The organism is Streptomyces sp. MAR4 CNX-425, from assembly GCF_048656465.1.
GTDB lineage: Bacteria > Actinomycetota > Actinomycetes > Streptomycetales > Streptomycetaceae > Streptomyces.
Genome location: NZ_JBMDLF010000010.1, coordinates 287,368 through 314,122, shown reverse-complemented (window position 1 = coordinate 314,122; position 26,755 = coordinate 287,368). Strand labels below are relative to the sequence as shown.

Genomic DNA, 26,755 nt, shown 5'->3' with positions numbered 1-26,755 from the left:
GCCGCCTCACGGGGCTTCTTCACGGGGCCGCCTCACCGGGAGGGCGTCGCCGGGAGGGCGTCGCCGCGACTACGTCACCGGGACTCCGGCACCCACCAGCGCGCCTTGTAGATCCCGCCGTCCGGGAGCACGTACGCGCCCTCCGGGTTGTGCGCCGACACGGTCGTCGTCCACCACGACTTCTCCAGCCCCGGCTCCGGCACGGTGGTGACGACCCGCCCGCTCCCGCGCACGTCGCTGACGGCCTTCACGCTGCGCCGGCTGATCTGCGCGGCCCCGGCGTAGTCCTCGCGGAACGCGCGCCCGGCGATGTCGTACTGGAACACGCCGTAGCCCGTGGTGACCCACAGCCGCCCGGGGCGGCCCACGACCGGGCTGAGGTCGTGCCCGCTGGCCGAGCGGCCCTCCGGGTGCGGCAGCGCGGCGGTGTGCACGCGGGTGAGCGTGGGCGCGGCGGCGGTGCCGCCGACCCGCAGGGCGATCAGCTCGTCGTGGCCTATCGCCCACAGCACGCGGCGCCGGTTGTCCCACTGCAACCCGTGCGCGTCGGAGAAGCGGTACTCGGCGTACGTGTCGCTGGCCGGCCCCTGCGAGGCGGTGTAGAGGCGGATGGTGTCGCCGGTGCTGCCGGCGACGGCGACGTTGCCGTCGGGGAGCAGCTCGATGCTGTGCGGGTTGACCGTGTCAGTGCCGCCGGCCAGGGCGCCGGCCCAGTAGCGGCGGCCGGTGGGCACCTCGACGACGGCGGCGAAGCCGAAGGAGGCGGTGGTGAGCAGGTACGTACGGCCCCGGCGGCGGCGGGCCTTGGCCTCGTCGACGTACGTCCAGCTGGCCTCCGGCTCCAGGTCCGCGTACCGCTCGTCGCCCTCCGGCGAGAACGCCCACCGCACGGCGTCCGGCGACTCCCAAGGCAGGCGGGAGTCGAGGACGAGCACGCGGCGGGACTTCTGGTCGGTGACGGCGACGGGCGGGGTCGGCTTCCCGCCGGCCGCGTGCGCGGTGGCGGCGGGAAGTGCGGCGGCCGCGCCCGCGCCGAGCGCGGTGAGCAGGGCCGTGCGACGGGTGGGTCTGCCGGTCATGGGCACTCCTGATCGGGTTGCTCTGATCAACATCTTTCGCACAGTGCCACGTGGGGCGACGGGAAGTAAGCCCTTGCGATGGACGGTTGGTGAATTCTCCGGATCTGTCGCACCCGGTGACCGTTGTCGGTGCCCGCCTCTACGATGGCGGACGTGACCAGAGACACGGTGGCGGAGCCCGCCGCGGAAGAACCGGTGGAGAAGCGCCTGGAGTCCCACCGCGTCGAGCTGACCGGGTACTGCTACCGGATGCTCGGCTCCGCCTTCGAGGCGGAGGACGCGGTCCAGGAGACGATGGTGCGCGCCTGGAAGGGCTTCGAGCGCTTCGAGGGCCGCGCGTCCATGCGCTCCTGGCTGTACCGGATCGCGACGAACGTCTGCTTCGACATGCACGGCAGCCCGCAGCGCCGCGCCCGCCCGATGGACCTGTCCTCGCCCGGCTCCGCGAGCACGCCGCCGGAGGCCGCCCTCGGCGCGGCCCTCCCGGAGGCCACGTGGCTGGAGCCCATGCCGGACACGAAGGTGCTGCCCCAGGGCGGCGACCCCGCCGAGGTGGCGGCCCAGCGCGACTCGGTGCGGCTCGCCTTCGTCGCCGCGCTTCAGCACCTCCCGCCGCGGCAGCGCGTGGTGCTGATCCTGCGGGACGTGCTGGCGTGGAAGGCGAGCGAGGTGAGCGAGCTGCTGGAGACGTCCGTGGCCTCGGTGAACAGCGCGCTGCAACGCGCCCGCGCCACCCTGGCCGCGGAGGCCCCGGCCGACACCGAGCCGGCCGCGCCGCTGGACGAGGACCAACGGCGCTTCCTGGAGCGGTACGTGGCCGCCTTCGAGCGGTACGACCTGGACGCGCTCACGGCGCTGATGCGTGAGGACATCGTCCTGTCCATGCCCCCGCTGCCGCTGTGGCTCCAGGGCCACGAGGACATCCGCACCTGGTTCCTCGGCACCGGCGCGGTCTGCCGCGGCTCCCGGCTGGTCCCCTGCTCGGCGAACGGCATGCCGGCCTTCGCGCAGTACCACCCGGACCCGGAGGGCGGTCACCGCGCCTGGGCGCTTCAGGTCCTGGAGATCAAGGACGGCAAGGTCACCGGGCTGAACAACTTCCTCGGCGTGGACCGGCTGTTCCCGCTCTTCGGCCTGCCGCTGCGGCTGGAGGACTGAAGAAGAGGCGTGACGGGGTTCCCGCCGGTGCCCGCCCGGCGAGGACCCCGCTAGGGCCCGTCCGGCGAGGACCCCGCCCGGGTCTGCAACAGCGTGCGCTCCTGCGCGTTCCGCGTCAGCTCCGCGGCCCGCGCGAACTCCGCCCGCGCCTCCGCCGTCCGCCCCAGCCGCCGCAGCAGGTCGCCGCGCACGCTCGGCAGCAGGTGGTAGTCCTTCAGCGCCGGCTCGTCCGCGAGCGCGTCCACCCGCCGCAGCGCGTCCTCCGGCCCGTACGCCATCGACACCGCCACCGCCCGGTTCAGCTCCACCACCGGCGACGGCGCCACCCGCGCCAGCGCCTCGTACAGCCGGACGATCTGCTTCCAGTCCGTGTCCTCCGCCCGCGGCGCCCGCGCGTGGCAGGCGGCGATCGCCGCCTGGAGCGCGTACGGCCCGGGCCCCGGCGCACCGGCCGCGACGTGCGCCTGGGCCCGCGCCAGCGCCGCGAAGCCGCGGCGGATCAGCAGCTGGTCCCACCGCCGGCGGTTCTGCTCCAGCAGCAGCACCGGCGCGCCGTCCGGCCCGGTGCGCGCGCCCGCCCGCGACGCCTGGATCTCCAGCAGCGCCGCCAGCCCGTGCACCTCCGGCTCCTGCGGCATCAGCCCGGCCAGCACCCGCGCCAGCCGCAGCGCGTCCTCGCACAGCGCCGGGCGCATCCAGTCGTCGCCGGCGGTCGCCGAGTAGCCCTCGTTGAAGACCAGGTAGATGACCTCCAGCACCGACTCCAGCCGCTCCGCCCGCTCCGGGCCCTGCGGCTGCTCGAACGGCACCTCCGCCTTCGCCAGCGTCCGCTTGGCGCGGACGATGCGCTGCGCCACCGTCGACTCCGGCACCAGGAACGCGCGCGCGATCTCGTCCGTCGTCAGCCCGCCGAGCAGCCGCAGCGTGAGCGCCACCCGCGCGGGCGTGGTCAGCACCGGGTGGCAGGCGGTGAAGACCAGCCGCAGCAGGTCGTCCTCGATGTCGTCGTCGAGGACCGCGGCGAGTTCCGCCTCGCCGTCCGGCCGGCGGCTCTCCAGGTCGTGCCCGATCTCCGCCAGCTTGCGGGCGTAGCGCTCCTTACGGCGTACGAGGTCGACGGCGCGCCGCCGCGCCGTGGCCATGAGCCAGGCGCCGGGGTTGTCCGGCACGCCCGCCTCGGGCCACTGCTCCAGGGCGGCGACCAGCGCGTCCTGCGCCAGCTCCTCCGCCACGCCGACGTCGCGCACGATACGGGCCACGCCCGCGATGATGCGCGCGGACTCGATCCGCCAGACCGCGGTCACGGCGCGGTCGGTGGCCCGCCGGGCGCGGGCGTCCTGCGAAGCCGTCACAGCCCCACATCAGAACAGCCCGGCCCGGCCCGAGGCAACTCGTGACGGCCCTGACCTGGGCCGTCACGGTCGGCTACGCCTCCTCGATCTCCCGCAGCTCGACGGTGATGACCCATTCCTCACCGTGCACCCTCAGGAAGCGGCTGGCCCACTCCAGGGCCTCTTCCCTGGACTTGACCTGGGCGATCAGGTAGCCGCCGACCAGTTCCTTGGACTCGGTGAACGGCCCGTCCACCACGGAGAGCTTCCCGCGGTCGCTGGTGACCCGGACGGCCTCCTCCGCCGGCCTCAGCCCGGCGGTGTCCAGCAGCACGCCGGCCTTGGTCATCTCCTCCAGCAGCTTGCCCATCTCGTCCATGATCTCCTGGCTGGGCATCCCCTCCCGGGGGCTGCGCTCCAGGTCCGGCTCGATCAGCATCATGTAGCGCATCGCGCGTCTCCTCGGTCTCCTCGGGGCGGCCGTGTGCCGTCCTTCTGCCCATGCGTCGAACGACACCCTGCCGGATCGACATGCCCGCGAAGATTTTTTACGAGGGGGTCAGCGTGGCACGAACTCGACCCGGAACATCCGGGGCCAGTACTTGCCGGTGAGCAGGAACTCGCCGGCGGCGCCGGGGACGGCGGCGATCCCGTTGAGCTGGAGCGCGGCGCGCTCCTCGGCGGGCCGGAGCAGGCCGGCGGCGTCGATGTCGGCGGTGACGTCGCCGGTGGCGGGGTCGATGCGGACGAGGGTGTCGGTCTGGTAGACGTTCGCGTAGACGCTGCCGTCGCCGGTGCACTCCAGCTCGTTGAGCCGGTCGACGGGGACGCCGGCGCGGGTGACGTCCACGTGGCCGGTGGGCTCGAACGTCTCCGGGTCGCGGAACGTGAGCCGGGAGCTGCCGTCGCTCATGACGAGCCGGCCGCCGGCACCGCCGGTGCCGGGGTCGTGGCAGAGGCCCCAGCCCTCACCCTCGTAGCGCACCCGGCGCAGCTCCTTGAGGGTCTCCGCGTCGCGCTCGATGGCGATGCCGTTCTGCCAGGTGAGCTGCCAGAGGCGGGGGCCGACGAGGGTCAGGCCCTCGCCGAAGAGCGGGGCGGGCAGGTCGCGGCGGACGGTGGGTTCGCCGCCGGCGGGGCCGCGGCGTACGGAGGAGCTGCCCTCCAGGCCGGTGCCCTCGTAGAGGACGTCCCCGCGCAGCTCCAGGCCCTGCGTGAACGCCTCGGGGTCGTGCGGCAGGCGCTCCAGCACCCGTACCCTCAGCTCCGGAACGCCCGCATCCGTGGGCTCCGGGCCCGGCCCGCTCGCTCCCCCGCCGGTGACGCCCTCACTGGCTACGCCCCCACTGGCCGCCGCCTCGGGTTCCCCCGTCGAGCACGCGGCCAGCGCCACGGCGAGGAGGGCGGTGGCGGTCACGGCGATGCGGCGCATGGGGCCACCTTGGCACAGCGTGCGCGCAGCAGGTCGCGGGTGCCGTCCCGGTGTCGGAGGCGGGGCCCCCGGAATCCGCGGAATCCCCGGATTCCGCGGCGGTCGGGGGTACGGGGCCGGGGTCGCCGGCGGGCGGGGCCGGGGCGGCTCCGCCGGCGGCTAACGCCGAGCAGGCGGCGAGGTGCGGCGCGAGCGCGGCGCCGCCGGTGGCGACGGCGCCGGCGGCGATGAGCGCCGCCACCGCGGGCGACGGGCCCGCGGGGGCGGCGTTCTCCGGCGCCGGGACCCGGGTGGCGGGGGTCTCGGGCGCCGGGGTTCGGGGGGCGGGGGTGTCGGGCGTCCGGGTCCGGGGCGCGGAGGGCTCGGGCACCCGGGGCTCGGGCGCCGGGGTCCCGGCTGCCGTGGTCCCGGCGGCGCGGGTGCGGGCGGCGGCCGGATCCCGGGGCCCCTCCCAGCTCTCGGCGTCCCAGCTCTCGGCGTCCCAGGTCTCGGCGTCCCGGCTCCCGGCGTCCCGGCTCCCGGGCGCACCGGTGCCGGTGCCGGCGGCCGGCGTCCCGTCGTACAGCGCCGCCGCGGCCGCCACGCCCGCGTGGTACGCGGGCGAGGGCGCGGGTACGGCGGCGGGCGGAACCCCGGGCCCGGCCGGGGCCGGGGTGACCGGATCGGAGGGCGCGGCGGGCGCGGGCACCCTGCCGCTGACCGGCGCGGCGGGCTCGCCCGAGGGCGCGGCGGGCCCGGTGGCCGGCTGCGCACCGGCCGCCGCCTCGTCCGCCGGCGCCTCGCCGGGCGCGGCCGCCGCGTCCGTCGGGGCCTGCAACGTCAGCTGTATCAGCCCGGCCGACGCGACCGCCCCCGCCGCGATGGCGAGCAGGGCGCCCAACGCCCCGTACCGCACGGTCTCGCCCAGCGCCGTGACGCCCACCGCCGCCGCGATCACCGGGTTGACCACCGTCAGCGTCGCCAGCGGCGCCGACAGCCCCGCGCCGCGGTACGCCGCCTGCGACAGCAGCAGCCCGGCCGGGGCGAGGATCGCGACCATGCCGATCGCCAGCGGGTCGGTGAAGTCCGCGGTGACGTCCTTGGTGTACACCGACGCCATGCCGAACGCCGCGCCCGAGCCCACCGCCAGCGTCACGCTGCGGGCCGCCGGGCGCCGTACCCGCAGGGCCGCCAGGGTCAGCACGCCGAGCACGGCGACCGTGGCCACGGCCAGCGCCAGGGCGGTCGTCCCGCCCAGCGCCCGGCCCGCCCCGGGGTCGACCAGCGCCAGCAGCACCACCAGGCCCACGGTGGACAGCAGCGCCCCGCGCCAGCCGGCCCGCCCGGCGCGCCGGCCGAGGAACACCGCGGCCATCGGCAGCGCGAAGACGATGGTCAGCGCGCCGAGCGGCTGGACCAGGCTCAGCGGCCCGTACGCGAGGGCCACCACGTGCAGCAGCGCGCCGGAGGCGTTGAGGACGACGGAGGCCCACCAGCTGCCGCGGTGCAGCGGCGCGAACGAGCCGCCCGCGCCGTCGGCGTCGGTGGTGGTGGCCGCGACGCGCTCCTGGACGAGGGCGGCGCCGGCATAGGCCACCGCCGACACCAGCGACAGCAGCACCGACAGCATGAGTGGGCTCATATAGCAACGATCCCGCGATCGCCGACGAAAGTCGTCATCCTGGCGGATGCTCTGGGTCGTACTGCCGGAGCAGTACGACCCCCCGGGAAGATGCCTCCCGGGTCTTATTCACGGCTCCGGGTTTCTCCCCCGGGGCAGGTCAGGGTCGGCTCGGGGGCACGCACGGGGGGCGTACGGAAACGTCCGCGCGCCGGCGCTCAGGGCCAGGTGTAGAAGCCCTGTCCCGCTTTGCGCCCCAGCTCGCCCCGCGCGACCTTCGCGCGCAGCAGCTCCGGCGGCGCGAACCGGTCCCCCAGCGTCCGGCACAGGTGCTCGGCGATGGCCAGCCGGACGTCGAGACCGACCAGGTCGGTGAGGCGCAGCGGGCCCATCGGGTGCTTGTAGCCCAGCCGCATCGCGGCGTCGATGTCCGCGGGCGCCGCCACGCCCTCCTCGGCCATGCGGATCGCCTCCAGCCCCAGCGCCACGCCGAGCCTGCTGCTGGCGAAGCCGGGCGAGTCCCGTACGACGACCGCGGTCTTGCCGAGCGTACGCGTCCAGCCGTGCGCCGCCGCCAGCGCCGCGGGCCCGGTCTCGGCCGCGGTGACCAGCTCGACCAGCTCGGAGGCGGGTACGGGGTTGAAGAAGTGCATGCCGAGGAAGCGGCCGGGCCGGGCGAGGGCGGCGGCCAGCTCGGTGACGGACAGCGAGCTGGTGTTCGTGGCCAGCACCGCGTCCGGGCCCACCGCCCGCTCGGCGGCGGCGAGCACCCGCGCCTTCAGCGCGGCGTCCTCCGGCACCGCCTCCACCACCAGCTCCGGCTCCGGCCCCGCCGCCAGCTCCTCGACCGACCGCACGGCCCGTACCCGCGACCGGACCTCCTCCGGGTCCGTACCGGCCGCCAGCCGGCCCCGCTCGGCGGCCCGCCGCAGCCCGCCCGCGACCCGCTCCAGCGCCGCCGCCGCGTCCGCGCCGCTCTCCACGATCACGACGCGCGACCCGGCGGTCGCGAACGACTGCGCGATCCCGGCGCCCATCCGGCCGCCGCCGACGACCGCCACGGCGCGGGGCGCGGGCGCAGCGGGCGCGTCCGGCTCGTCGGGCGCGTCGGGCGGTGTGCTGTGCTCCGTCATCTCGTACGTCCTGTCATACCTCTTGACTGGGGTCCGGCCGCTCCGCAAGCTAACCGAATGATCGGTCGGGCCACAAGGGGAGCCGGGTGGAGCAGCACATGACCTCGCCGCACGACGGCACGACGGTGCACGACGGCACGACGGTGTTCGCGGCCGACGCCGCCGCCCGGCACCACGGCATCGCCCTGCTGGCGGCCGGGCCGGGCACCGCGACGCTGCGGATGGCGGTCACCGCGGAGATGGCCAACGGCCACGGCATCGCCCACGGCGGCTACGTCTTCCTCCTCGCCGACACCGCCTTCGCCTGCGCCTGCAACAGCCGCGGCGTCGCCGTCGCGGCGGGCGCCGACATCACGTACGCCGCGCCCGCGCACGTCGGCGACGTGCTGGTGGCGCGGGCGGAGGAGCGGGTGCGCTTCGGCCGCAACGGGGTGTACGACGTGAGCGTCACCCGCGGCGCCGAGGTGATCGCGGAGTTCCGGGGCCGGAGCCGTATCGTCCGCGACCCGGCGACCGGCGCGAACGGCGCGACCGGCAAGACCGGCGCGGACCGCCCAGAGGAGCCGGCATGAGCGGCACGAAGCCCGGCGGCCCCGCGCCCCTCCTCGACGCCGGTGAGCGCATGACCCCGGCCGACCTCCGCACGTACCAGCTCGACCGCCTCCGCGCGACGCTCCGCCGCGCCTACGACCACGTCCCCCTCTACCGCCGCAGGTTCGACGCCGCCGGCGTCACCCCCGACGACTGCCGCACGCTCGCCGACCTCGCCCGCTTCCCCTTCACCACCAAGGACGACCTCCGCGAGGACTACCCCTTCGGCATGTTCGCCGTCCCCGTCGCCGACGTCCGCCGGCTGCACGCCTCCAGCGGCACCACCGGCCGCCCCACCGTCGTCGGCTACACCGCCGCCGACCTCGACACCTGGTCCGGCCTCGTCGCCCGCTCCCTCCGCGCCGCCGGCGGCCGGCCCGGCCACCGGGTGCACGTCGCGTACGGCTACGGCCTGTTCACCGGCGGCCTCGGCGCCCACTACGGCGCCGAGCGGCTCGGCTGCACCGTCATCCCCGCCTCCGGCGGGATGACCGAGCGGCAGGTGCGGCTGATCCGGGACTTCGAGCCCGAGGTCATCATGGTCACGCCCTCCTACATGCTCACGATCCTCGACGAGTTCGAGCGCCAGGGCGTCGACCCGCGCACCTCCTCGCTGCGCGTCGGCATCTTCGGCGCCGAGCCGTGGACGGAGGAGATGCGCCGCGAGATCGAGGAGCGGGCCGGGCTGGACGCGGTGGACATCTACGGGCTCTCCGAGGTGATCGGGCCCGGCGTCGCGCAGGAGTGCGTGGAGACCAAGGACGGGCTGCACGTGTGGGAGGACCACTTCCTGCCGGAGGTGGTGGACCCGGACACCGGCGAGGTGGTGCCGGCGGGCGAGGGCGGCGAGCTGGTGTTCACGTCGCTGACGAAGGAGGCCGTACCCGTCGTCCGCTACCGCACCCGCGACCTCAGCCGGCTGCTGCCGGGGACGGCGCGGCCCGCGTTCCGGCGGATGGAGAAGGTCACCGGCCGCTGCGACGACATGATCATCCTGCGGGGCGTCAACGTCTTCCCGAGCCAGATAGAGGAGATCGTGCTGCGCACCCCGGGCGTGGCCCCGCACTTCCAGCTGCGGCTGACCCGGCGGGGCCGGCTCGACCGGATGACGGTACGGGCCGAGGCCCGGCCCGGAGCGCCGGTGGAGCAGCGGGCGGCGGCGGGCGAGGCGATCGCGCGGCGGGTGCGGGAGAGCGTGGGGGTGGGCGTGGAGGTGGAGGTCGTGGCGCCGGAGACGCTGGAGCGGTCGGTGGGCAAGATCCGCCGGGTGGTGGACGAGCGGGAGGGATAGCGGGCGGGGCGGCGGCGGCCGCTCAGCGCGCCGCGGCGTCCTCCCGCCGGCCGTCCTCCCGCCGCCCGTCCTCCCGCTGGCCGCGGGTCTGCGCGACGACCCGCAGCGGCTTGGCGAAGCAGCGGCTCTCCGGCTCGAAGCGGTAGTAGCCGAACTTCTCCGTCGGCTCGTACCCCTCCGACAGGTACAGCCCTATGGCCTCCGGCTGCCTGGTGCCTGTCTCCAGCACCATCCGCGTCCGCCCCGCGGTCCGCGCGCTCTCCTCCAGCTCCCGCAGTATCCGCCGGGCCAGCCCGCGCCCGCGCGCCTCCGGGACGACGTACATCCGCTTCAGCTCCGCGTCGCCGGCCAGGTGCCCCTCGGGCGTCGCGTCCATGGCCCGCCAGCCGCCGGTGGCGAGCGGGGTGCCGTCGGCGTCGTACGCCAGCAGGTACAGCCCGCGCGGCGGCGCGAACTGGAGCGGGTCCATCACCGTGTGGTCCCCCTCGCCGTACCGCTCGGCGTACTCGATCTGGACGCGGCCGTTGAGCGCGACCGCGTCGGGGTGGTCGTAGGGCACGGCGACGATCTGCATGACGGCCATGGTACGAAGCCGGCCGCCGGCGCCGGACCGGGTGTCCCGGAGCGGGTGAGCGGTCTCCGGGACCGCGAGGGGGGTCAGCGGCGATACTTTGGGACCGTGGAGGAGAACAAAGGTCTGAACGTCACGCCCGTCATCGCCGCCGCGACGGACCCGGCCGCTCTGCCCGGCCTCGTACCGTCGCCGCCTGAGGACTCGGAGGGGAAGAAGGACAAAGACGAAACGACCGCGACCGACGCGGAGGGAAGCGAGGAGACGGAGTCCGCCCCGGAGGACGCCGAGGAGACCGGGGCCGCCGAGGGCCCGGCGGGGGCCGAGGAGGACTCGGAGGAGGCCACGGCGGACCCGGACGGCTCGAAGGACTCGAAGGGTTCGAAGGACTCGGAGGACTCGGAAGCCGCCGGAGCCGACGACGGCGACGGCGACTCCCCGGTCTTCGAGGCCGCCGACCGCCGCGGCTCCGTCACCGTGGACAGCACCGGCGTCCGCTTCCAGCTGGACGACACCGAGGCCGAGTTCGCCTGGTCCGAGATCGGCGCCGTCGAGTACAAGACCTCCCGGTTCGGCCGCCGCCTCGTCCTCAGCGTCCACGACAGCCGCGGCATCTGCCCGGCCGAGGTGGAGGCCCCGGACAAGGCGACGCTCAAGGGCTGGGCGGTCGACCTGGAGTCGGCGCTCGACGCCTACTTCGAGGAGACGTCGCCGTAGCCGCCCCCGTCCGCTGGCCGACACGCGCCCCCGGCCGGAGAGGGGTCGGGGTGCGTACGGGATCGCACTAGTCCGGCAGCGTTACCGCCACCGCGTTGAAGGTCGTGTCCGGTTCCTGCGGGGAGTTGAAGCGGGCGTTGACCAGGTAGAGGCGGTTGCCGAAGCGGGCCGCCGTGGTGGGGACGTCGAAGCGGGGGTCGGTGATCGTGTGGCGCAGGGTGGCGGTGCGGACGGCGCGGTCCAGGCGGAAGGCCGTCACCAGGTTGTTGCGGTTCTGGACCACGTACAGGGTGTGCCCCACGCGGGTCAGGCCGTCGCCGTTGACGACGTCCGCCGCGCCGCGCAGGGCGATCTCCGTGGCGTGGCCGGTCCGCAGGTCGACGCGGTACAGGCGGCCGGGGGTACTGCTGGCCACGATGACGCCGCGGCGGTCGGGGGTCTCGACGATGCCGTTGGCGTTGAAGGCGTCCGGGGTCTGGACCCAGTCGCCGGAGAGCGGGAGGGTGCGGACCTCGCCGCGGCGGCCGCGGGGGACGCCGTACAGGACGGCCGCGTGGGAGTCGGTGAACCAGGCGGTACGGCCCAGGAGGACGGTGTCGTTGACGAAGTGCCCGGCCGGGGGCGCGAGCCGGTGGGTGGCGACCACGGTGCCGGTACGGGCGTCGACGACGCTCGCCGTGCCGCCGGTGCCGCCGGCGACGTAGAGGAGGCCGTCGCGGTCGACCTTCAGGCCGAGCGCCGCCGTGCCGGGGGCGCCGGCGTGGACGACCCGGCCCGCGCCGGTGCGCAGGTCGGCCCGGAAGATCGCGCCGTTGGCGCGGGAGCCCATGTAGGCGTAGGGGCGGCGGCCGATGGTGATGCCCTCGGGGAGCCAGCCGTCGGGCAGCGGGAACTCGGTGGGCCAGGCGCCGGCGGTACGGGACGTACCGTACGCGGTGCCGGTGCCCGCGCCGGCGAGCGTGGCGGCACCGGCGGCGGCGAGGAGCGTACGGCGGGAGAGGCTGCGGTTCGGAGCCATCGTTGCGGCCTTCCGTGACAGGGGGACGGCGGGGGGCTGCGCACCTGCGGTAACTCTGCAAACTCTCGGCAGAACGGATCGCCCGCGTCCCGGAGTTCCCTCCGGGCCCCGGCCCGCGCCCCCTGAGAAGATGGCCCCATGCCGACCCCGGACGCCTCACCCCAGCGCAGCGCCCCCATCGGCGTCCGCGACGTCGCCGCGCTGGCGCGGGTGTCACCCACCACGGTCTCCAACGTGCTGTCCGGCAACCGGCCCGTCAGCGCGGCCACCCGCGAGCGCGTGCACTGGGCCATCGACCAGCTCGGCTACCGCCCCAACCTCTCCGCCCGCAGCCTGCGGCTGCGCCGCGCCGGCCTGATCGCCGTCGCCGTACCCGAGATCGACATCCCGTACTTCGCCGAGCTGACCCGGCACGTCGTCCAGGCCGCCCGCGAGGCCGGCTACACCGTGCTCATCGACCAGACCGAGGGCCGCCTCGAAGCCGAGCGCTTCGTGCTCAGCGGCATGAACCCGGGCACGGTCGACGGCATCCTGTTCAGCCCGCTCGGCATCGAACGGCACGAGTTCGACAGCCGCCGCGGCGGCACCCCGCTGGTGCTCCTCGGCGAGCGCATCACCGGCGCCGGCGTCGACCACGTGGCCATCGACAACGTCGCCGCGGCCGCCGACGCCACCGCGTACCTCCTCGGCCGCGGCCGCCGCCGCGTCGCCGCGCTCGGGCACCAGGAGCCGCGCGGCGGCGGTACGGCGCCGCGGCGGACCGAGGGCTACCGCCGGGCGCTGCGGGCCGCGGGGGTGCGGTACGACCCGTCGCTGGTCGTCCACACGCCCTCGTACCACCGCCGCGACGGCGCCCTGGCCATGGCCACGGCCCTGGACCGCGGCGCCCGGCCGGACGCCGTCTTCTGCTACACCGACCTGCTCGCGCTCGGCGCGATCCACACGCTGCACGAACGCGGGCTGCGGGTGCCGGAGGACGTGGCGGTGATCGGCATCGACGACATCGACGACGGCCGGTACAGCAACCCGACGCTGACGACGGTCGCGCCGGACAAGACGGAGATCGCGCGGACGGCGCTGGGGCTGCTGCTGGACCGGATCGCGGACGGGGGGCGCGCGGCGCGGCAGGTGGTGGCGGGGCACCGGCTGGAGGTCAGGCGGAGCGCGTGAGGAGGAGCGCGTGAGGAGGAGCACGCGCGCGTGAACCCCCTCCCGCGTCCGGTTCCTGCGCCCGGCTCCTACGCCCCGTCCTCGAACGCCGCCGGCCGCAGCTGCGCCGCCCGTACCCGCCGCACGTCCAGCTTCTCCGACCGGTCGAACCGGTAGACGCCGTTCTGCTCCTGGAAGACGTCCGTCAGCTGCGTGTAGCAGTACCCGAACATGTCCGGGTCCCCCAGCAGCACCCCCGTCAGCCCGGCGAAGCGCTCGTGGAACTCCTCCTCGTCGCGCGGCCGCTGCCCGTACCCCCACGACACCTGCCGGTCCTCCCCCGCGGACTCCGCCTCCTCGGGGTTCCACCAGATGCCGCCGAACTCGCTGCAGAAGTAGGGCTGCCCGCCGTACGGCAGCGACCAGGTCTGGCCGGCGGCCTCGTCCTGCGGGTTGACGAAGGGCGTGCCGGCGCGCAGCCCCGCCATCAGCCCGGCGAAGACCTCCGGGTCCTGTTCGTAGCAGTGCGAGTCGTAGACGTCGGTCTCCGGTACGCGGTGGGCGTAGCCGGAGGCGTCGAGGACCGGCCGGGAGGTGTCGGCGGCCTTGGTGGCGAGGAACATCGCGCGCGTGACGTCGTCGAGGACGCTCTGCCGGTCGGTCAGCACCTGCCGCGTCTCGTTGAGCGGGCACCAGCCGACGAGGGCGGGGTGGGAGTAATCGCGTTCGACGGCCTCCAGCCACTGCGCGACGAAGCCGGCGGTGGGCCGCTGGTTGTCGGGCCCGACCGGGCCGCCGGTGGCGGCGCCCCAGTCGCCGAACTCGCCCCAGACCAGGTAGCCGAGGCGGTCGGCGTGGTGCAGGAAGCGTTCCTCGAAGACCTTCTGGTGCAGCCGGGCGCCGTTGAAGCCGGCGACGAGGGAGAGTTCGATGTCGCGGACGAGGGCGGCGTCGTCGGGGGCGGTCATGAGGCCGTCGGGGTACCAGCCCTGGTCGAGCACGAGCCGCTGGAAGACGGGCTTGCCGTTGATCAGGATCCGCTTGCCGTCGACCGTGACCGCGCGCAGACCGGCCGTGCAGACGGCACGGTCGGTCACGGTGCCGTCAGGACCGGTCAGCTCCAGCGTCAGTTCGTACAGATGCGGGTCCTCGGGCGACCAGGGGCGGCGCCGGTCCGCCGGCACGGGCAGCACCAGGCGCGGCGCGAGGTCGAGGTCCGCCGCGACCTCCGCCTCCGCGACGGTGCCGTGCGCGTCGCGCAGCTCGGCCCGGACCCGGTGACCGGCGCGGGACCCGGCGAGCGGGACCTCGGCGTGGAAGCAGCCGGCGGCCAGGTCGGGGGTGATGCGGGGGCGCCGGAGGTGGGTGTCCGGGACGGGCTCCAGCCAGACGGTCTGCCAGATGCCGGTGGTGCGGGTGTAGAAGCAGGCGTGGTTCCCGTACGCGGTCGACTGCTTGCCCCGCGCCTGCGGCCCCCGCGCGGCGTCCCGCGCCCGTACGACGACGACGGCGTCCTCGCCGGCCCGTACGACGTCGCCGAGGTCGGCGCTGAAGGGGGTGAACCCGCCGCTGTGCCGGACGACTTCGCGGCCGTTGACCCACACCGTCGCGTCGTGGTCGACGGCCCCGAAGTGCAGCACGGGCCGCCGCCCGGCCCACTCGGCGGGGATGCGCACGGTGCGGCGGTACCAGACGGCGTGGTGGAAGTCGGTGTCCCCGATCCCGGACAGCTCCGACTCGGGACAGAACGGCACGACGATGCGCTCGGGCAGCCCGGCGGCCCCGACGAGCCCGCGCTCCAGCCCGCTGTCGCCGGGGTCGCGGGCGAACTCCCAGGTGCCGTTGAGGTTGAGCCAGTCCGCGCGGACGAAGCTGGGCCGGGGGTACTCGGGCCGGGGCGTGCCGGCGGGGGCGGGCGGGGCGTACGAATCGGGCATGGCGGAGTTCTCCTGAAGGAGGACGTCGGGTCGGGACGGGGTGCCGTCCCTGCCATCCCAGCATCTTGATGCAACGTTGTAAACCACGCGCCCGGACCACTGCCCCCTCGCCCACGTAACGTTAAAATCCCGCCACGGCCTCCAGCTCGACGGCCGTCGGGCGGAGGCGGGCAGCCGGTGGGGCAGGACGCCGCGTTCGGTGGTTTCCAGGGGGCCAGTCGTGCTCGGCGCGCACGCCGCCTCTTGTTCGACGGGGGCCGGTGGTGCTCAGGGCGCGGCTTCTTCCGCATTCCCCACGACGGTGACCCGCCCGCCGTCGCCGGGATCGGGGTCGGGCAGGACCGACTCCGGGTCGACGAGGTACACCTCGTGACCGTCCAGCGTCAGCCGGCGCGTGACCTCCAGCAGCATGCGCCGCGCCACGTCGTCGATCGCGTGGACCCGCGTGAGGTCGAAGGCCACCCTGGCCTCCGCGGGCGCGGTGTCCAACGTCTCCCGGACGACTCTCTCGGCGCCGGCGAAGCCGATGCCGCCCTGCAACTGGAAGACGCGGACCGCGCCCGGCCCGCCGCCGAGGACGTGGTTGGACCGTACGACCGCACGCGCCGCCGCCGGGACCTCCATGACGTGCATCCCCATGTCGGAGGAGAACCGCTCGAAGAGCGACACCCCGCGGACGCTGTTCCCGTGGGGGTCCAGCCGCGGCGAGAACGTGGCGATGCCGATCTGCCCGGGGAGCGCGCCGATCAGGCCCCCGGCCACGCCGCTCTTCGCCGGGATGCCGACCTGCGTCGCCCAGTCGCCGGCCGCGTCGTACATGCCGCAGGTGAACATGACGCTCAGCACCTGACGCACCACCGGTTCGCGCACCACCTGCTCGCCCGTGAGGGGGTTCACCCCGCGGTTGGCCAGCGTCGCGGCCATCAGGGCCAGGTCCCGCGCGGTGACGAGCACGGAGCACTGGCGGGTGTAGCCGTCGACGACCGCCCTCGGGTCCTCGGTGAGGATGCCGTGGCTGCGGAGCATGTGCGCGATGGCGAGGTTGCGGTGGGCGTGCTCCATCTCCGAGGCGCACACCGCCTCGTCGGTCGTCAGGCGGCGGCCGGCGAACGCCGAAAGGCCGCGGACGACGCGCTCCACGCGCTCCGCCGGCGTCGCGCCCGCCGGGCCGGCGAGCGCGTGGACGGTGATCGCACCGGCGTTGATCATGGGGTTGAGGGGCCGCCCGGTGCCGCTTTCGAGGGAGACCTCGTTGAACGCCTCCCCCGACGGCTCGACCCCCACCTTGGCGAGCACCGGGTCGAAGCCGCGGTCGGCGAGCGCCAGCGCGTACGCGAACGGCTTGGAGATCGACTGGATCGTGAACGCGGTGCCGGTGTCGCCGGCGCCGTAGACCTCGCCGTCGACGGTGGCGACGACCGCGGCGAGGCGCTCGGGGTCCGCCGTCGCCAGCTCGGGGATGTACGCGGCCGGGTGGCCGGAGGAGTCCGGCTCGACGTCGCCGAGCGCCTCGGTCAGATAGTCGGGAATGATCGACCGCATGGGTCGTCCTCCGTGGTCACGGGCGCTCCGTGAGCGCGGCCGGGGCGGGGGCCGCGGTGAGGGTGCGCAGCCGGTCGGCGCCGACGTTGGCGCCGAAGGCGGGCGTGCCGGGTTCGAGGCGGGCACCGGCCGCGAGGCCGCCGATGGGGAGCGGGTCGAAGCCGAGCGAGTCGACCAGGGCGGACACGGCGGCGAGGTCCCCGGGGGCGTCCCCGGCCAGCGCGATCGCCTTGCGCCCGGGGGTCCCGGCCGGGCGGGCGCCGTCTTCGAGGTCGTGGTACCCCATGTGGTTGAGGGCCTTCACGACGCGCGCGCCCGTCAGGAACCGCTGCACGAACTCGCTGGAGGAGCTGCCGGGCGGAAGGACCGCCTCGCGCGGGCCGTCGACCTCCCACCAGTGGTTCATCGCGTCAACGACCAGCTTCCCCGCCAGCTGAGGGCGCGGGAGTCCGCCGTACTTGCCGAGCGGGAGGGCGAGGATCACCACGTCGGCGGCGTCCGCGGCCCTGTCCGGCCACACGGCGGTCGCGCCGGGGGTGAGGACCTCGGTGGTCAGCGCGATCTTCGCCGGATCGCCGGAGCCGGAGACCAGGACCCGGTAGCCGGCGGCGACCGCCAGCCGCGCCAGGACGGTGCCGGCCTTCCCGGCGCCCAGGATCCCGACGGTGGACACGGGGGCGGTCACCGGGTCGCCCCGGCGGTGGCGGCGGGCTCTTCGGCGAGCAGCTCGCGGACCCGGGGGATGACCCGGGTGCCGTAGAGCTCGACGGCACGCAGCCGGGCGGTGGCGGAGACGGTGCCGGCGGCGGAGTAGATGAGGTCGAAGCGGCCGGCGTCGAGCGTCCGTATCGCCCGGGCGACCTTGCTCGCGACGGTCTCCACCGAGCCGACGTACAGCGATCCGTGCGCCACCTCGGCGTCGAACTCCTCCCGGCGCAGCGGCGGCCAGCCGCGCAGCGCCCCGATGCGGTCGCGGGTCTCCTTGTACCCGGGGTAGAACAGCTCCTTCGCCTCGTCGTCGGTGGCGGCGACGAACCCGGGCGAGTGCATCCCGACCGGCCGCGCGGCGGTGCCGAGCTGCTCGCTCGCCCGCCGGTACAGGTCGACGTACGGGGCGAACCGGTCGGGGGCGCCGCCGATGATGGCGAGCATGAGCCGGAACCCGTAGCGGGCGGTGCGGATCACGGACTGCGGCGACCCGCCGACACCCACCCAGGTGTCGAGGCGCCCGGACTCGGTCTTCGGGTACACGTCGGCGTCGTGCAGGGCGGCGCGGGTGGTGCCCTCCCAGGTGACCGGCTTCTCGTCCAGCAGCCGGTGGAACAGGTCGATCTTCTCCTCGAACAGCACCTCGTAGTCCTGGAGGTCGTACCCGAACAGCGGGAACGACTCGGTGAACGACCCCCGCCCGAGGATCACCTCGGCGCGGCCGCCGGAGAGCGCGTCGACGGTCGCGAAGCGCTGGAACACCCGCACCGGGTCGTCCGAGGACAGCACCGTCACACCCGAGGCGAGCCGGATCCGCCGGGTCGCGGTCGCGATGCCGGCGAGCACGGTCTCGGGGCTGGAGATCGCGAACTCCGGCCGGTGGTGCTCGCCCAGCGCGACCACGTCGACGCCGGCCTGGTCGGCGAGCACCGCCTCGTCCACGGCGGCGCGGATGGCCTGCGCGTACGAGACGATCTCGCCGCGGTCGTCACGGGGCCGGTCCCCGAAGCTGTCTATGCCGAATTCGATCTGCGAAGCATCCATCATTCACATTCCTTGGGACTTGCCGCGTACTGTCGTGCCCGCCGCCGGTATTCCGGCGCCGCCGGTCCTCGCCGCGGAGCTAGCCGAGGAAGGTGCGCAGGGCCGCGTTGACCTCGTCCGCGTGCGTCCAGAGCAGCCCGTGCGGGGCGCCCTCGACCTCCACGTACCGCGCGTCGGGCAGGGCCTGCCGGAAGCGGCGGGCGGTGGCGTCGATGGGCAGGATCTTGTCGGCCGTGCCGTGCAGGATCAGCACCGGCTTGCCGCTGTCGCGGACGGCTTCGACGTCGGCGCGGAAGTCCTCGATCCAGGCCGGGACGACCGCGTAGGCCGCCACGGGCGCGCTCGCCGTCGCCACGTTCCAGCTCGCGGTGACGGCCTCCTGGCTGATCCGGCTGCCGAGGTTCGCCTCCAGGTCGTAGAAGTCCGAGAAGAACTGCGTGTACCAGGCATACCGGTCGTCCTTCGCCGCCGCCTCGATGCCGTCGAAGACCTCCTGCGGCACGCCCTCGGGGTTGTCGTCCCGGGCGACGAGGAAAGGCTCCAGCGAGGCCAGGAACGCGAGCCTGGCCACCCTCTCGTGCCCGAACCGGGAGACGTAGCGGGCCAGCTCACCCGTGCCCATCGAGAAGCCCACCAGGGCGGCGTCCCGGAGGTCGAGCGTCTCCAGCACGGTGTTCAGGTCCGCGGCGAAGGTGTCGTAGTCGTAGCCGGAGTCCACCTTCGACGACCTGCCGAAGCCGCGGCGGTCGTAGGTGACGACGCGGTGTCCGGCGGCCAGGAGCTCCCGCGTCTGGCGCTCCCAGCTGTGACCGTTCAGCGGGTATCCGTGGATGAGGACGACGGGCCGGCCCGTGCCCTGGTCCTCGTAGTAGAGCTCGACGGGGGTGTTGTTCTCTTCCCCCACGGTGATGTACCCCATGTGCTCGTCCTCTCTGCGTGGCTCTGTACCTGTCGTGGGCGTGACCTACGGGGTGGGCCGGTCCGGCGCCGCCGCCCCGCCGTCCTTGAGTTCGTACTGCAACGCGCCCGAGGGACAGCGCCGCACCACTTCGGCGACGCGCTCGGCGCCGGCGCCGTCCGGCCTGACCCACGGGCGCTCGCCGGGGTCGAAGACCTCCGGCAGGCCGGTGACGCACTCGGCTGCGTGCCGGCAGCGCGCGACCTCGAACGTCACGGTTATCGACCGGCCCTCGTACGTCTTCTTCACGGTTCCGCTGCTCATCTCGGCCTCCGTCGCCGCCGTGCCCGGTGTTCAGTCGCTGACGCTGCTGCGGGACTGGTACAGCAGGTCCTGGTAGTCGGGGTGCCGGGCGATCCAGCCCGCGAAGAACGGGCAGGTCGCCAGCACCCGCAGGCCGCCGGCGCGCGCGTCGTCGAGGGCGGTACGGGCCAGGGCGGACCCGACCCCCCGGCCCTCGTACTCGGGGGCGACCTCGGTGTGCAGGAACGCGACGAGCTCCGGCGTGCGGAGGTAGTCCGCGAAGCCCGCGACCCCGGACTCTCCGTCGACGCGGGCTTCGTACCGCTTGGCCTCGGGAACGTCACTCACTTCTACGGCCACCGTGTTCTCCGTTCGTCTTCCGCATGGGTTGTTTCGTTCACGGGCGCGGCCATTCCCCACAAGAATGGGATTTCGCCGGGAATCGGCGTCGCCGGACACGGGCGATCACGGCGAAGTAGCCCGGATACAGGAGCGCCGGTGACACCGGCAGGCGTGGTCAGGAGGCGTCGGCGGCACTCCCGGCGAGGAGCTGCGTCTCCCAGGCGAAGGCCACACCGGAGGCACCGCCGTGCTGCGCCTGGACCTCGGCGACGCCCGGGACGGTCTTCTCCCGGGCCCAGTCGCGCTGCCACTCGCCCATGACGGCCAGCCAGGTGATCGGCACCACGCCCGCCTGGACCATGCGCTGCACCGCCATGTCGTGCGCCTCCGCCGAGACGCCGCCCGAGGCGTCGGTGACGACGAAGACCTCGAAGCCCTCCCCCGCCGCCTGCAGGGCCGGCATCGCCACACAGATCTCCGTCCACAGACCGGCGATGATCAGCTTCCGGCGCCCGGTCGCCTTCACGGCGTCCACGACGCGCTCGTCCTGCCAGGTGTTGATGAACGTCCTGTCGATGGGCTTCTGCTCCGGGAACACGTCCCGGACCCCCTGGATGAGCAGCCCGCCGCGCTCCTCCAGGACCGTCGTCAGCACGGTCGGGACGTCGAACACCTTGGCGGCCTTGGCGAGTCCGACGACGTTGTTGACGACCATCGTCGGCTCGTGGCTGTGCAGGTTGGCGAACTGGAACGGCTGGTGGTCGATCAGTGCGAGGACGCTCTCCTCGGGCGTCAGCAGTGCGGTGAGTCCGGTCCTGCTCTCGGCGCTCATCGGATTCCCCTCCTGGAGCCGGCGCATCTAGTTGACGCATCATCTACACTAGAAGCCGATCGTTGAAACGTCAACCAGAAGGGAAGCGGCCGCCCCCGGGGGATGGATGGGCGGTCGGCGATCTCGCTACGCTCAGCCCATGGACGCAACGCCCCGCTGGCTGACCGCCGAGGAGGCCGCGGCCTGGGACGGCTTCATCCGCATGCAGGAGAAGCTCATCGGCCGTCTCTCCCGCCGGGTCCAGGCCGACTCCGCGATGTCCGCCGCCGACTACACCGTGCTGGTCAAGCTCACCGAATCCGGCGGGCGGATCCGCTTCATGGACCTGGCGAAGCTGGTGGAGTGGGAGAAGAGCCGCATGTCCCACCAGGTCGGGCGGATGGTGAAACGCGGGCTGGTGGCCAAGGAGGAGTGCCCCGACGACGGCCGCGGCGCGTTCATCGTCGCCACCCCCGCCGGCCACAGGGCGATCGAGGAAGCCGCGCCCCTCCACGTCGAACACGTCCGCCGGCTGTTCATCGACGCCCTCACCCGGGAGGACCTCGCCGCGGTCGCCCGGATCTCGAACCGCGTCCTCGCGCATATGGAGAAGCAGCCCGACTGACGGACCGGCCCGGCCGCGCCGCGGGCCCGGCCGCGCCGCGGGCCTTCACGGCGTGGCAAGTTCATTGTACGGTCGTCAACTATGATGGACAGTGCGTTCGCCTCCACGAGCGGCGGGGTGGCCCGTACCGTCAGGGCGCACCGCGAGGCCCGCGGCTGGTCCCTCGGCACGCTGGCGAACCGGACCGGCCTGTCGAAGACCCTGCTGTCGACGCTCGAATCCGGCGCCGGCAACCCGTCGCTGGAGACGATGTGGCGCCTCGCCCGCGCCTTCGACATCACGCTCGGCACGCTGCTCGGCGAGGAGAACCTGCCGCAGACCCGCCTCCTCCGGGCCGGCGACGGCCCGTCGATGACATCCGAGAGCGGCCTCGCGGCGCGTCTGATCCTCGCCGAGGGCCGCAGCCACCGCACCGAGGTCTACGACGTCCGCGTCCAGCCCGGCACCCCGTACACCAGCCTGCACCCGCCCGGCACCGAGGAACTCGTGTACTGCACCGAGGGCACGCTGGAGGCCGGCCCGCAGGGCCAGGAGGCGGAACTGTCGCCCGGCGACGCCCTCTGGTTCCCGGGCGACGTGACCCACCGGTACTTCTCCCACGCAGGGGCCCGCGTGCTCTCCGTCATGAGCTATCCGCCCGCGCGGTACGGCGGCGCGGACGACAACCCGGAGACAGACCGGACAGCCAGCCAACGAGGCGGCTGAAGCACCGCCCGACCCGACCCGGAGGTGGTTCGTGAACGACACCCGGCACACACCCGACAAGCGCGTCATCCACACCCCGAACGCGGTACTCCCCGTCGGCCCGTTCCCCCAGGCCGTCCAGGCCGGCGACTTCCTGTTCATCTCCGGCACGGTCCCCTACGACTCGGCTCGCGAACAGGTCGTCGAGGGCGGCGTCGAAGAACAGACGGCGCACGTCATGGGCAGCCTCCGGGCGATACTCGAAGCGGCCGGCGGCACCCTGGACGACCTCGTGAAGGTCACGGTCCACATGAAGGACGTCGACGACTGGGCCAGGATGAACGCGGTCTACGAGACGTTCTTCGGCGACTACCTCCCGGCCCGGATGACGATGCAGTCCCCACCCCCGCTGGGCTTCCTCGTCGACATCGACGCCGTCGCCCACCTCCCCGGACGGTGAGACCGGCTGTCCCGTCACAGGCCCGAAGCGCCGTGCTCCGCGAGCAGGCGACGCCTCACGACTTCTCGGTGGCGAAGCTGATGACCGCCGTGCCGTCCTCGATCCCCAGCACACCGAAATCGATGATCTCCGTGTTGACGTTGCCGAAGCTGCCGCCCTCGGGTCCGATTCCCACCTGAATGAAGCCGGAGGTCAACGCGAGCGTCACCTCACTCTTGCTCACCTCGGCGACCCTCACCCCGCCGATGTCCGCGTCGAAGGGGATGTCGGTGCCCGCCGTCACCGCGACCTCGCACTTACCGTCGGCGCAGGCACCGACATCCGTCCCGTCCGCCGCGTCCTCCGGAGCGAGGGGGGTGAACTCGGGGGACGGAGAGCCGGTTTCGGGGGTGGCGGAGGGGGACGTCGAAGCCGACTTCCCGTCCGTGGGAGACGGCGACACGGTGGCGGTGTCGCCGTCGCCGGGCTCTGCCGCGTCGTCGGTGTCCGAGCCGCAGCCGGCCAGCACGGCCGCCGCGACCACCCCGATCACGGCGGCGGACAACCCGGCACGGCTGGAGCGTACGAGCGACCTCATGGGGGGGACTCCGTTCCGCAGGAAGGTTCACGGTCTTCCCCGGGTTGTAGCGGACCGCCCCCGGGAGGGGTCCCGTCCGATGGCCCGGGTTCGGACTCGCGTAGCGGTTACGGCGCGGGAGGTCAGGGCGGGGAGGCGGATGTCGACACCCTCACCCGCGGCGGCGCGGACGTGGGGGGGGGGAGCCCGGCAAGTACACCTCCCGCCGTGGAGAGCGCCTGCTCAAGTACGTTGAGGGCGGACGGCTGATCCGTTCGGTGAGCCTCCAGGGCATCTACCGACTCGCGGCCGACCGACTCCGCGTTGGTTCGCCACGACGGCCCGGGAGGGAGTTCGTAATGACCTTCGATGACATCAAGGCCGCCTTCTGGAGCGGCGGCACATACGGTGTTCAACCTGCCTTGACCCAGGCGGCCGTCGTCGACGCGGAACAAGCCCTCGGGCTGAGGCTCCCGGCATCGCTGCTGGATCTGCTGCGTGTGCAGAACGGGGGCGGTGTCACGGCCGACCGGGATGCCTTTCCGACCGATCACCCAACCTCGTGGAGCGAAGACCACATCCCGTTCACCGAATTGATGGGCATCGGCACCGGCGGGCACGGCTTGTCGCTGTTGGAGACGCCGTACCTGGTGAAGGAGTGGGGACTGCCGTCTCCGGTCGTGCTGCTGTCCGGTGACGGCCACTACTGGATCGGGCTCGACTACCGGGCCAACGGCGCGTGGGGGGAACCGTCGGTGACCTGGTTCGACACCGACTCCGGTGCAGAACTACCGCTCGCGGCGGACTTCCGAACATTCGTGGAGGGCCTTCAGCCCATGGCCCGGTTCGGCGGCCAGCCGTAGAGGCGCCCCCTGAAGAACCCGGTCAGTTCATGGTCGCGCCGGCACCGCCCGCACGCGGGGCGGCTCCGCCTCGATCAGCGGATACGCGTACCAACGGTCCGCATCCTCGTCGTCGCTGTCCTGGACTCCGAGTTCGACCGTCTCCCAGTCGGTCTCGTCGAAGGGATACCCGACGTAGCCTGACAGCAGCTCCAGGAAACCGCGCAGGTTGCTCCGCCAGATCCACCCCGACACAGGCTCTGCCACCCCAGGCTCCTCCCGACGCCAGGGGCAGCATCGCAGAACCGGCGAGTCGTCCTCAGTTCACCGGTGGCGGTCGCCCGGTGGTCGGGTCGCGCGGGCTGTCGGTGGCGACGAAGTATCCGTGGTCGTGGCTGGGGCCGAGGCACCTGAACTGCGTCTGCGGGCCGACACTCTGATGTCCGCCTGCGCCGCTCTGAGGTGCTGCTGAGCAACGATCGCAGCCCCGGGCGGCCTCTCCCGTGAGGGCGTGTCCGCCATCAGCGTGGCGCGTTGAAGATCCCCCGCAGACGGAGTGATCGTCCCCCGCGTGTGGCTCGTTCGGCTACTTTGAAGCGTGAGTGGTCGGCAGCGGGAGGGCGGACGTGGCGAGCGGGCTGCGGTGGATAGCGACCGCGTACGACTTGGGCTACACCTTCACGCTGTGTGAGGCCATCGAGCCGCGGGAGTTGCTGGTACGGCTGGGCGCGGAGCCGCAGCACATTCACGAGCTGACCGATGACGCGGTCGCCGAACTCCAGCTGCGACCGGAGGACGGCCACCTCGGTGACCTGGAGTTTCTCGACTGGGAGGACGAGGCGTTGGTGGCGCGGCTCACGGCGGCGGGGTTCCTCTCCCACCCGGAGGTGCTCGTCCGCGCCGGCCAGGTCCCCGGCTGGGCCTACGCCATCGAGAACATCTCCAGCCGCGCCACTGCCTACCTGGCGGCGTTGTCACGCGGCACGCGCGCGTACACGGTGTTCCGCGGCGTCAACGGCGAGCACCAGGTCGGCTACGCCCGTGACGGCCAGGTGCTGGCCTATTACGAACCGGACATGCCGCATTTGGGAGGCGTGGGCGCACAGGAAGGAGTGCCGGGCTTCGTCTACTCCGGCCCGGAACTCCCCGACGTCGCTTTCCTACGCTTCCTTGAGGACGAGTACGGGATCTACCTCGCTTGGGAGAACACCCGGGCCCCGCTGCCCACCGCGGCCTTCGCACACACCTACTCCTAGTACGCCAGTGACGGTTTGCTATTCCTGCTGGTCAGTGGCTGGTATCGTGGGGAAGCCGGATCGGGCGACGCTTGATTCGGTGGCCAGGGTCTTCAGATCGCAGCGGCCTCCGGGAGGCAGTTCTCCGCGGAGCAGCCCCGGTCCATCGAGGCCCGGATGGCTCCTTCGTTCTTCTGCCGCTGCCGTTTACTGATTTTGGCCATGTGGCTCCTCGTCGCCGGTCGCAGCGTCGATCCGTGTGATCACGTCTCGTCTTCCCCTCCGAGGGCATGACCTCGCCGCCCAGGGTCGCGCCTCGCGCGGGACCCCTCCCCGGCCCGGGGCCGTACGCTCCCGCCATGTTCTCAGGACCAGGAGCGATCGGGTACGGCGCACGAGCAGGCCGGTTACACCGCGCAGCGCTGGCGGCGGCCTTGCTGCTTACGGCGGCGGCTGGGTGCAGCAGCGGGGGCAGCGCCGAGGACGGGGGCGGGAACGAAGACAGGGGGAAGAAAGACGGGGCCTCGGAATCCACTGCACCGCGCCCGGCGCACTGGCGCCTCGACTACGTCAGTACGTCCCCGAACACGAGCGTGTACGACGTGGCCGCCGCCTCCCGGGACGAGGGCTGGGCATTTGGACGGGAGATCGGGAAGAACGAGTACTTCATACTGCGCCGCCATGGCGCCACCTGGGAGCGCGCCGAGACGCTGCATTCAGAGAAGGGCACGGAGTTCGCCAATACCCAGATGGACGCCTCCGGACCCGCCAACGTATGGATGTTCGCCAGCGAGTTCGAGTCAGCGGGCGAGGACACGCTCACGCGCAGCATCGCGCTGCGCTGGGACGGAAGCGGCTGGCAGCCGGTGCCCGTCGACTTCAGCGTGCTGGACACTGCCGTTCTGGCGCCCGACGACGTGTGGGTGCTGGAGGCGACGGAGAGCCCCGTCGCCCGCCACTGGGACGGGACCCGCTGGACCCGCCACCGGCTGCCCGGCCCGGCCGCCGCGCTGTCCGCGAGCGGCCCGGACGACATCTGGGCAGTGGGCTCGCGCACGGGACAACCCGCGATCTCGCACTTCGACGGGGAGGAGTGGCGGACGGTCACGGCGCCCGAACAGGACGGGCAAGCCGAACTGACGGAGGTGGTCGCAGGCTCACGGGAGGACGCCTGGGCGTTCGGCTCGCGCCGCAGCACCGCGGACGGGGCCGGGTCCGCACCGCGCGGCAGCGCGTTCGCGCTGCACTGGGACGGTACGCGCTGGCGCGAGGCCCCCGAGGCCCTGGACCGCTCGACGGACATCCGCCCGTTCCCCACGATGGCGGCGGCCCCGGACGGCGCAGGCGGGTTCGTGCTGGGCGGCGGGCAGCACCACACCACTGACGATGGGGCGCACCGGATCGAGGGACCAAAGCAGATCACCGGCCGCTCCGCCAAGGGTGCGAAGGTTGACCAGCGCCGGCCCTTCGAACCGAGCGAGCTGCAACTCGTGCCCGGCACCCGCGAGATCTGGGCCGTCGGCGACGTCAGCCTCGCACACAGCGGCAAGGCGGGCTCCAAACGCGGCGTGGTCGCCTCCTACTCAGGTCCCGAGAGGTACCACCGCTGAACGCGGTCCTCGCACGGCAGGAACGGGTCCACCGCCACACTGCCCGACGGGGAAAGCGAAGTGTCCCGGTGAAGCCTCGGATGTGCCC

The 26,755-nt window shown here is 73.6% G+C and carries 29 protein-coding genes; 11 read left to right on the top strand and 18 right to left on the bottom strand.

Features of this window, described 5'->3' with window-relative positions; genetic code table 11:
• Window positions 1–74: 74 nt before the first annotated feature.
• Window positions 75–1,079, bottom strand: coding sequence for a DUF6528 family protein (locus ACHZ99_RS26585; RefSeq protein WP_420307278.1), 1,005 nt, complete (start codon window positions 1,077–1,079; stop codon window positions 75–77).
• 144 nt (window positions 1,080–1,223) lie between these two features.
• Between ACHZ99_RS26585 and ACHZ99_RS26580 the strand changes: the two genes are divergently transcribed.
• The gene (locus ACHZ99_RS26580) at window positions 1,224–2,237 is read left to right on the top strand and encodes a sigma-70 family RNA polymerase sigma factor (RefSeq protein WP_420307277.1); all 1,014 of its coding nucleotides are present in this window, start codon (window positions 1,224–1,226) and stop codon (window positions 2,235–2,237) included.
• 50 nt (window positions 2,238–2,287) lie between these two features.
• Here ACHZ99_RS26580 and ACHZ99_RS26575 read toward each other — a convergent pair whose 3' ends face one another.
• The 5 genes from ACHZ99_RS26575 to ACHZ99_RS26555 all read right to left on the bottom strand — a co-directional run bounded on the left by ACHZ99_RS26575 (window position 2,288) and on the right by ACHZ99_RS26555 (window position 7,733).
• Window positions 2,288–3,589 carry an RNA polymerase sigma factor gene (locus tag ACHZ99_RS26575; protein ID WP_420307276.1) on the bottom strand — a complete coding sequence of 434 codons (1,302 nt, stop codon included), beginning with the start codon at window positions 3,587–3,589 and terminating at the stop codon, window positions 2,288–2,290.
• A 73-nt stretch (window positions 3,590–3,662) separates the two neighbouring features.
• Window positions 3,663–4,019: a YciI family protein gene (locus tag ACHZ99_RS26570; protein WP_420307275.1), complete on the bottom strand. Its 357-nt coding sequence runs from the start codon at window positions 4,017–4,019 to the stop codon at window positions 3,663–3,665.
• Between the two features lie 108 nt (window positions 4,020–4,127).
• Window positions 4,128–5,000 carry a glutaminyl-peptide cyclotransferase gene (locus ACHZ99_RS26565; protein ID WP_420307274.1) on the bottom strand — a complete coding sequence of 291 codons (873 nt, stop codon included), beginning with the start codon at window positions 4,998–5,000 and terminating at the stop codon, window positions 4,128–4,130.
• On the bottom strand, window positions 4,897–6,621 hold the full coding sequence (locus ACHZ99_RS26560; RefSeq protein ID WP_420307273.1) for a DMT family transporter: 1,725 nt from the start codon (window positions 6,619–6,621) through the stop codon (window positions 4,897–4,899). The genes ACHZ99_RS26565 and ACHZ99_RS26560 overlap by 104 nt, the downstream gene beginning before the upstream one ends.
• Window positions 6,622–6,818: 197 nt before the next feature.
• Window positions 6,819–7,733, bottom strand: a complete 915-nt coding sequence (locus tag ACHZ99_RS26555) for a 3-hydroxyacyl-CoA dehydrogenase family protein (protein ID WP_420307272.1) — start codon at window positions 7,731–7,733, stop codon at window positions 6,819–6,821.
• A gap of 98 nt (window positions 7,734–7,831) precedes the next feature.
• Between ACHZ99_RS26555 and paaI the strand changes: the two genes are divergently transcribed.
• Both paaI and paaK read left to right on the top strand, forming a co-directional pair.
• On the top strand, window positions 7,832–8,305 hold the full coding sequence (gene paaI / locus ACHZ99_RS26550; protein WP_420307319.1) for a hydroxyphenylacetyl-CoA thioesterase PaaI: 474 nt from the start codon (window positions 7,832–7,834) through the stop codon (window positions 8,303–8,305).
• Entirely contained in the window at window positions 8,302–9,615 is a 1,314-nt protein-coding gene (gene paaK, locus ACHZ99_RS26545) for a phenylacetate--CoA ligase PaaK (protein WP_420307271.1), read from the top strand. The genes paaI and paaK overlap by 4 nt, the downstream gene beginning before the upstream one ends.
• 22 nt (window positions 9,616–9,637) lie before the next feature.
• Here paaK and ACHZ99_RS26540 read toward each other — a convergent pair whose 3' ends face one another.
• Window positions 9,638–10,189 (bottom strand): GNAT family N-acetyltransferase, encoded by a 552-nt coding sequence (locus tag ACHZ99_RS26540; protein ID WP_420307270.1) that lies wholly within the window; start codon window positions 10,187–10,189, stop codon window positions 9,638–9,640.
• 105 nt (window positions 10,190–10,294) lie between these two features.
• On the opposite strand from ACHZ99_RS26540, the gene ACHZ99_RS26535 reads away from it, so the two are divergent.
• The gene (locus tag ACHZ99_RS26535; protein ID WP_420307269.1) at window positions 10,295–10,903 is read left to right on the top strand and encodes a hypothetical protein; all 609 of its coding nucleotides are present in this window, start codon (window positions 10,295–10,297) and stop codon (window positions 10,901–10,903) included.
• 67 nt (window positions 10,904–10,970) lie between these two features.
• On the opposite strand, the gene ACHZ99_RS26530 is transcribed toward ACHZ99_RS26535, so the two are convergent.
• Window positions 10,971–11,921 carry an SMP-30/gluconolactonase/LRE family protein gene (locus ACHZ99_RS26530; RefSeq protein ID WP_420307268.1) on the bottom strand — a complete coding sequence of 317 codons (951 nt, stop codon included), beginning with the start codon at window positions 11,919–11,921 and terminating at the stop codon, window positions 10,971–10,973.
• Window positions 11,922–12,059: 138 nt separating this feature from the next.
• On the opposite strand from ACHZ99_RS26530, the gene ACHZ99_RS26525 reads away from it, so the two are divergent.
• Window positions 12,060–13,091: a LacI family DNA-binding transcriptional regulator gene (locus ACHZ99_RS26525; RefSeq protein WP_420307267.1), complete on the top strand. Its 1,032-nt coding sequence runs from the start codon at window positions 12,060–12,062 to the stop codon at window positions 13,089–13,091.
• Window positions 13,092–13,159: 68 nt separating this feature from the next.
• Here the strand turns inward: ACHZ99_RS26525 and ACHZ99_RS26520 are convergent, their stop codons facing one another.
• The 8 genes from ACHZ99_RS26520 to ACHZ99_RS26485 form a co-directional block, all read right to left on the bottom strand.
• Complete coding sequence (locus tag ACHZ99_RS26520; protein ID WP_420307266.1) at window positions 13,160–15,007, bottom strand: glycoside hydrolase family 2 protein; 1,848 nt, start codon at window positions 15,005–15,007, stop codon at window positions 13,160–13,162.
• 267 nt (window positions 15,008–15,274) lie between these two features.
• Complete coding sequence (locus ACHZ99_RS26515) at window positions 15,275–16,549, bottom strand: glutaminase (RefSeq protein ID WP_420307265.1); 1,275 nt, start codon at window positions 16,547–16,549, stop codon at window positions 15,275–15,277.
• Between the two features lie 16 nt (window positions 16,550–16,565).
• A complete protein-coding gene (locus tag ACHZ99_RS26510; RefSeq protein WP_420307264.1) occupies window positions 16,566–17,234 on the bottom strand; it encodes an NADPH-dependent F420 reductase in 669 nt (222 codons plus the stop codon).
• A complete protein-coding gene (locus tag ACHZ99_RS26505) occupies window positions 17,231–18,301 on the bottom strand; it encodes an LLM class flavin-dependent oxidoreductase (RefSeq protein ID WP_420307318.1) in 1,071 nt (356 codons plus the stop codon). Before ACHZ99_RS26505 ends, ACHZ99_RS26510 begins: the two co-directional genes overlap by 4 nt.
• Before the next feature lie 79 nt (window positions 18,302–18,380).
• Window positions 18,381–19,220, bottom strand: a complete 840-nt coding sequence (locus ACHZ99_RS26500) for an alpha/beta fold hydrolase (RefSeq protein WP_420307263.1) — start codon at window positions 19,218–19,220, stop codon at window positions 18,381–18,383.
• Window positions 19,221–19,265: 45 nt separating this feature from the next.
• Window positions 19,266–19,523 carry a (4Fe-4S)-binding protein gene (locus tag ACHZ99_RS26495; protein ID WP_420307262.1) on the bottom strand — a complete coding sequence of 86 codons (258 nt, stop codon included), beginning with the start codon at window positions 19,521–19,523 and terminating at the stop codon, window positions 19,266–19,268.
• Window positions 19,524–19,553: 30 nt separating this feature from the next.
• A complete protein-coding gene (locus ACHZ99_RS26490) occupies window positions 19,554–19,862 on the bottom strand; it encodes a GNAT family N-acetyltransferase (protein WP_420307261.1) in 309 nt (102 codons plus the stop codon).
• A 157-nt stretch (window positions 19,863–20,019) separates the two neighbouring features.
• The gene (locus ACHZ99_RS26485; protein WP_420307260.1) at window positions 20,020–20,676 is read right to left on the bottom strand and encodes a hydrolase; all 657 of its coding nucleotides are present in this window, start codon (window positions 20,674–20,676) and stop codon (window positions 20,020–20,022) included.
• Between the two features lie 139 nt (window positions 20,677–20,815).
• Between ACHZ99_RS26485 and ACHZ99_RS26480 the strand changes: the two genes are divergently transcribed.
• The 3 genes from ACHZ99_RS26480 (at window position 20,816) to ACHZ99_RS26470 (ending at window position 22,424) form a co-directional block, all read left to right on the top strand.
• Window positions 20,816–21,280, top strand: a complete 465-nt coding sequence (locus ACHZ99_RS26480) for a MarR family winged helix-turn-helix transcriptional regulator (protein ID WP_420307259.1) — start codon at window positions 20,816–20,818, stop codon at window positions 21,278–21,280.
• An 81-nt stretch (window positions 21,281–21,361) separates the two neighbouring features.
• Window positions 21,362–21,985 carry a helix-turn-helix domain-containing protein gene (locus tag ACHZ99_RS26475; RefSeq protein ID WP_420307258.1) on the top strand — a complete coding sequence of 208 codons (624 nt, stop codon included), beginning with the start codon at window positions 21,362–21,364 and terminating at the stop codon, window positions 21,983–21,985.
• Between the two features lie 31 nt (window positions 21,986–22,016).
• Complete coding sequence (locus ACHZ99_RS26470) at window positions 22,017–22,424, top strand: Rid family detoxifying hydrolase (RefSeq protein ID WP_420307257.1); 408 nt, start codon at window positions 22,017–22,019, stop codon at window positions 22,422–22,424.
• 55 nt (window positions 22,425–22,479) lie between these two features.
• Here the strand turns inward: ACHZ99_RS26470 and ACHZ99_RS26465 are convergent, their stop codons facing one another.
• Window positions 22,480–23,001: a hypothetical protein gene (locus tag ACHZ99_RS26465; RefSeq protein WP_420307256.1), complete on the bottom strand. Its 522-nt coding sequence runs from the start codon at window positions 22,999–23,001 to the stop codon at window positions 22,480–22,482.
• A gap of 338 nt (window positions 23,002–23,339) precedes the next feature.
• Here ACHZ99_RS26465 and ACHZ99_RS26460 point away from each other — a divergent pair, with 338 nt between their 5' ends.
• On the top strand, window positions 23,340–23,843 hold the full coding sequence (locus tag ACHZ99_RS26460) for an SMI1/KNR4 family protein (protein WP_420307255.1): 504 nt from the start codon (window positions 23,340–23,342) through the stop codon (window positions 23,841–23,843).
• Window positions 23,844–23,870: 27 nt separating this feature from the next.
• Here ACHZ99_RS26460 and ACHZ99_RS26455 read toward each other — a convergent pair whose 3' ends face one another.
• Entirely contained in the window at window positions 23,871–24,089 is a 219-nt protein-coding gene (locus ACHZ99_RS26455; RefSeq protein ID WP_420307253.1) for a hypothetical protein, read from the bottom strand.
• A 359-nt stretch (window positions 24,090–24,448) separates the two neighbouring features.
• Between ACHZ99_RS26455 and ACHZ99_RS26450 the strand changes: the two genes are divergently transcribed.
• Complete coding sequence (locus tag ACHZ99_RS26450) at window positions 24,449–25,078, top strand: DUF6461 domain-containing protein (protein ID WP_420307252.1); 630 nt, start codon at window positions 24,449–24,451, stop codon at window positions 25,076–25,078.
• 581 nt (window positions 25,079–25,659) lie between these two features.
• Window positions 25,660–26,667 (top strand): hypothetical protein, encoded by a 1,008-nt coding sequence (locus ACHZ99_RS26445; protein ID WP_420307251.1) that lies wholly within the window; start codon window positions 25,660–25,662, stop codon window positions 26,665–26,667.
• Window positions 26,668–26,755: the final 88 nt, after the last annotated feature.

Coding starts and splice junctions, on each gene's coding strand:
- ACHZ99_RS26585 (WP_420307278.1), bottom strand. CDS start 1,079: ATGACCGGCAGACCCACCCGTCGCACGGCCCTGCTCACCGCGCTCGGC.
- ACHZ99_RS26580 (WP_420307277.1), top strand. CDS start 1,224: ATGGCGGACGTGACCAGAGACACGGTGGCGGAGCCCGCCGCGGAAGAA.
- ACHZ99_RS26570 (WP_420307275.1), bottom strand. CDS start 4,019: ATGCGCTACATGATGCTGATCGAGCCGGACCTGGAGCGCAGCCCCCGG.
- ACHZ99_RS26565 (WP_420307274.1), bottom strand. CDS start 5,000: ATGCGCCGCATCGCCGTGACCGCCACCGCCCTCCTCGCCGTGGCGCTG.
- ACHZ99_RS26560 (WP_420307273.1), bottom strand. CDS start 6,621: ATGAGCCCACTCATGCTGTCGGTGCTGCTGTCGCTGGTGTCGGCGGTG.
- ACHZ99_RS26555 (WP_420307272.1), bottom strand. CDS start 7,733: ATGACGGAGCACAGCACACCGCCCGACGCGCCCGACGAGCCGGACGCG.
- paaI (WP_420307319.1), top strand. CDS start 7,832: ATGACCTCGCCGCACGACGGCACGACGGTGCACGACGGCACGACGGTG.
- paaK (WP_420307271.1), top strand. CDS start 8,302: ATGAGCGGCACGAAGCCCGGCGGCCCCGCGCCCCTCCTCGACGCCGGT.
- ACHZ99_RS26540 (WP_420307270.1), bottom strand. CDS start 10,189: ATGCAGATCGTCGCCGTGCCCTACGACCACCCCGACGCGGTCGCGCTC.
- ACHZ99_RS26530 (WP_420307268.1), bottom strand. CDS start 11,921: ATGGCTCCGAACCGCAGCCTCTCCCGCCGTACGCTCCTCGCCGCCGCC.
- ACHZ99_RS26525 (WP_420307267.1), top strand. CDS start 12,060: ATGCCGACCCCGGACGCCTCACCCCAGCGCAGCGCCCCCATCGGCGTC.
- ACHZ99_RS26520 (WP_420307266.1), bottom strand. CDS start 15,007: ATGCCCGATTCGTACGCCCCGCCCGCCCCCGCCGGCACGCCCCGGCCC.
- ACHZ99_RS26515 (WP_420307265.1), bottom strand. CDS start 16,549: ATGCGGTCGATCATTCCCGACTATCTGACCGAGGCGCTCGGCGACGTC.
- ACHZ99_RS26505 (WP_420307318.1), bottom strand. CDS start 18,301: ATGGATGCTTCGCAGATCGAATTCGGCATAGACAGCTTCGGGGACCGG.
- ACHZ99_RS26500 (WP_420307263.1), bottom strand. CDS start 19,220: ATGGGGTACATCACCGTGGGGGAAGAGAACAACACCCCCGTCGAGCTC.
- ACHZ99_RS26495 (WP_420307262.1), bottom strand. CDS start 19,523: ATGAGCAGCGGAACCGTGAAGAAGACGTACGAGGGCCGGTCGATAACC.
- ACHZ99_RS26485 (WP_420307260.1), bottom strand. CDS start 20,676: ATGAGCGCCGAGAGCAGGACCGGACTCACCGCACTGCTGACGCCCGAG.
- ACHZ99_RS26480 (WP_420307259.1), top strand. CDS start 20,816: ATGGACGCAACGCCCCGCTGGCTGACCGCCGAGGAGGCCGCGGCCTGG.
- ACHZ99_RS26475 (WP_420307258.1), top strand. CDS start 21,362: ATGATGGACAGTGCGTTCGCCTCCACGAGCGGCGGGGTGGCCCGTACC.
- ACHZ99_RS26465 (WP_420307256.1), bottom strand. CDS start 23,001: ATGAGGTCGCTCGTACGCTCCAGCCGTGCCGGGTTGTCCGCCGCCGTG.
- ACHZ99_RS26460 (WP_420307255.1), top strand. CDS start 23,340: ATGACCTTCGATGACATCAAGGCCGCCTTCTGGAGCGGCGGCACATAC.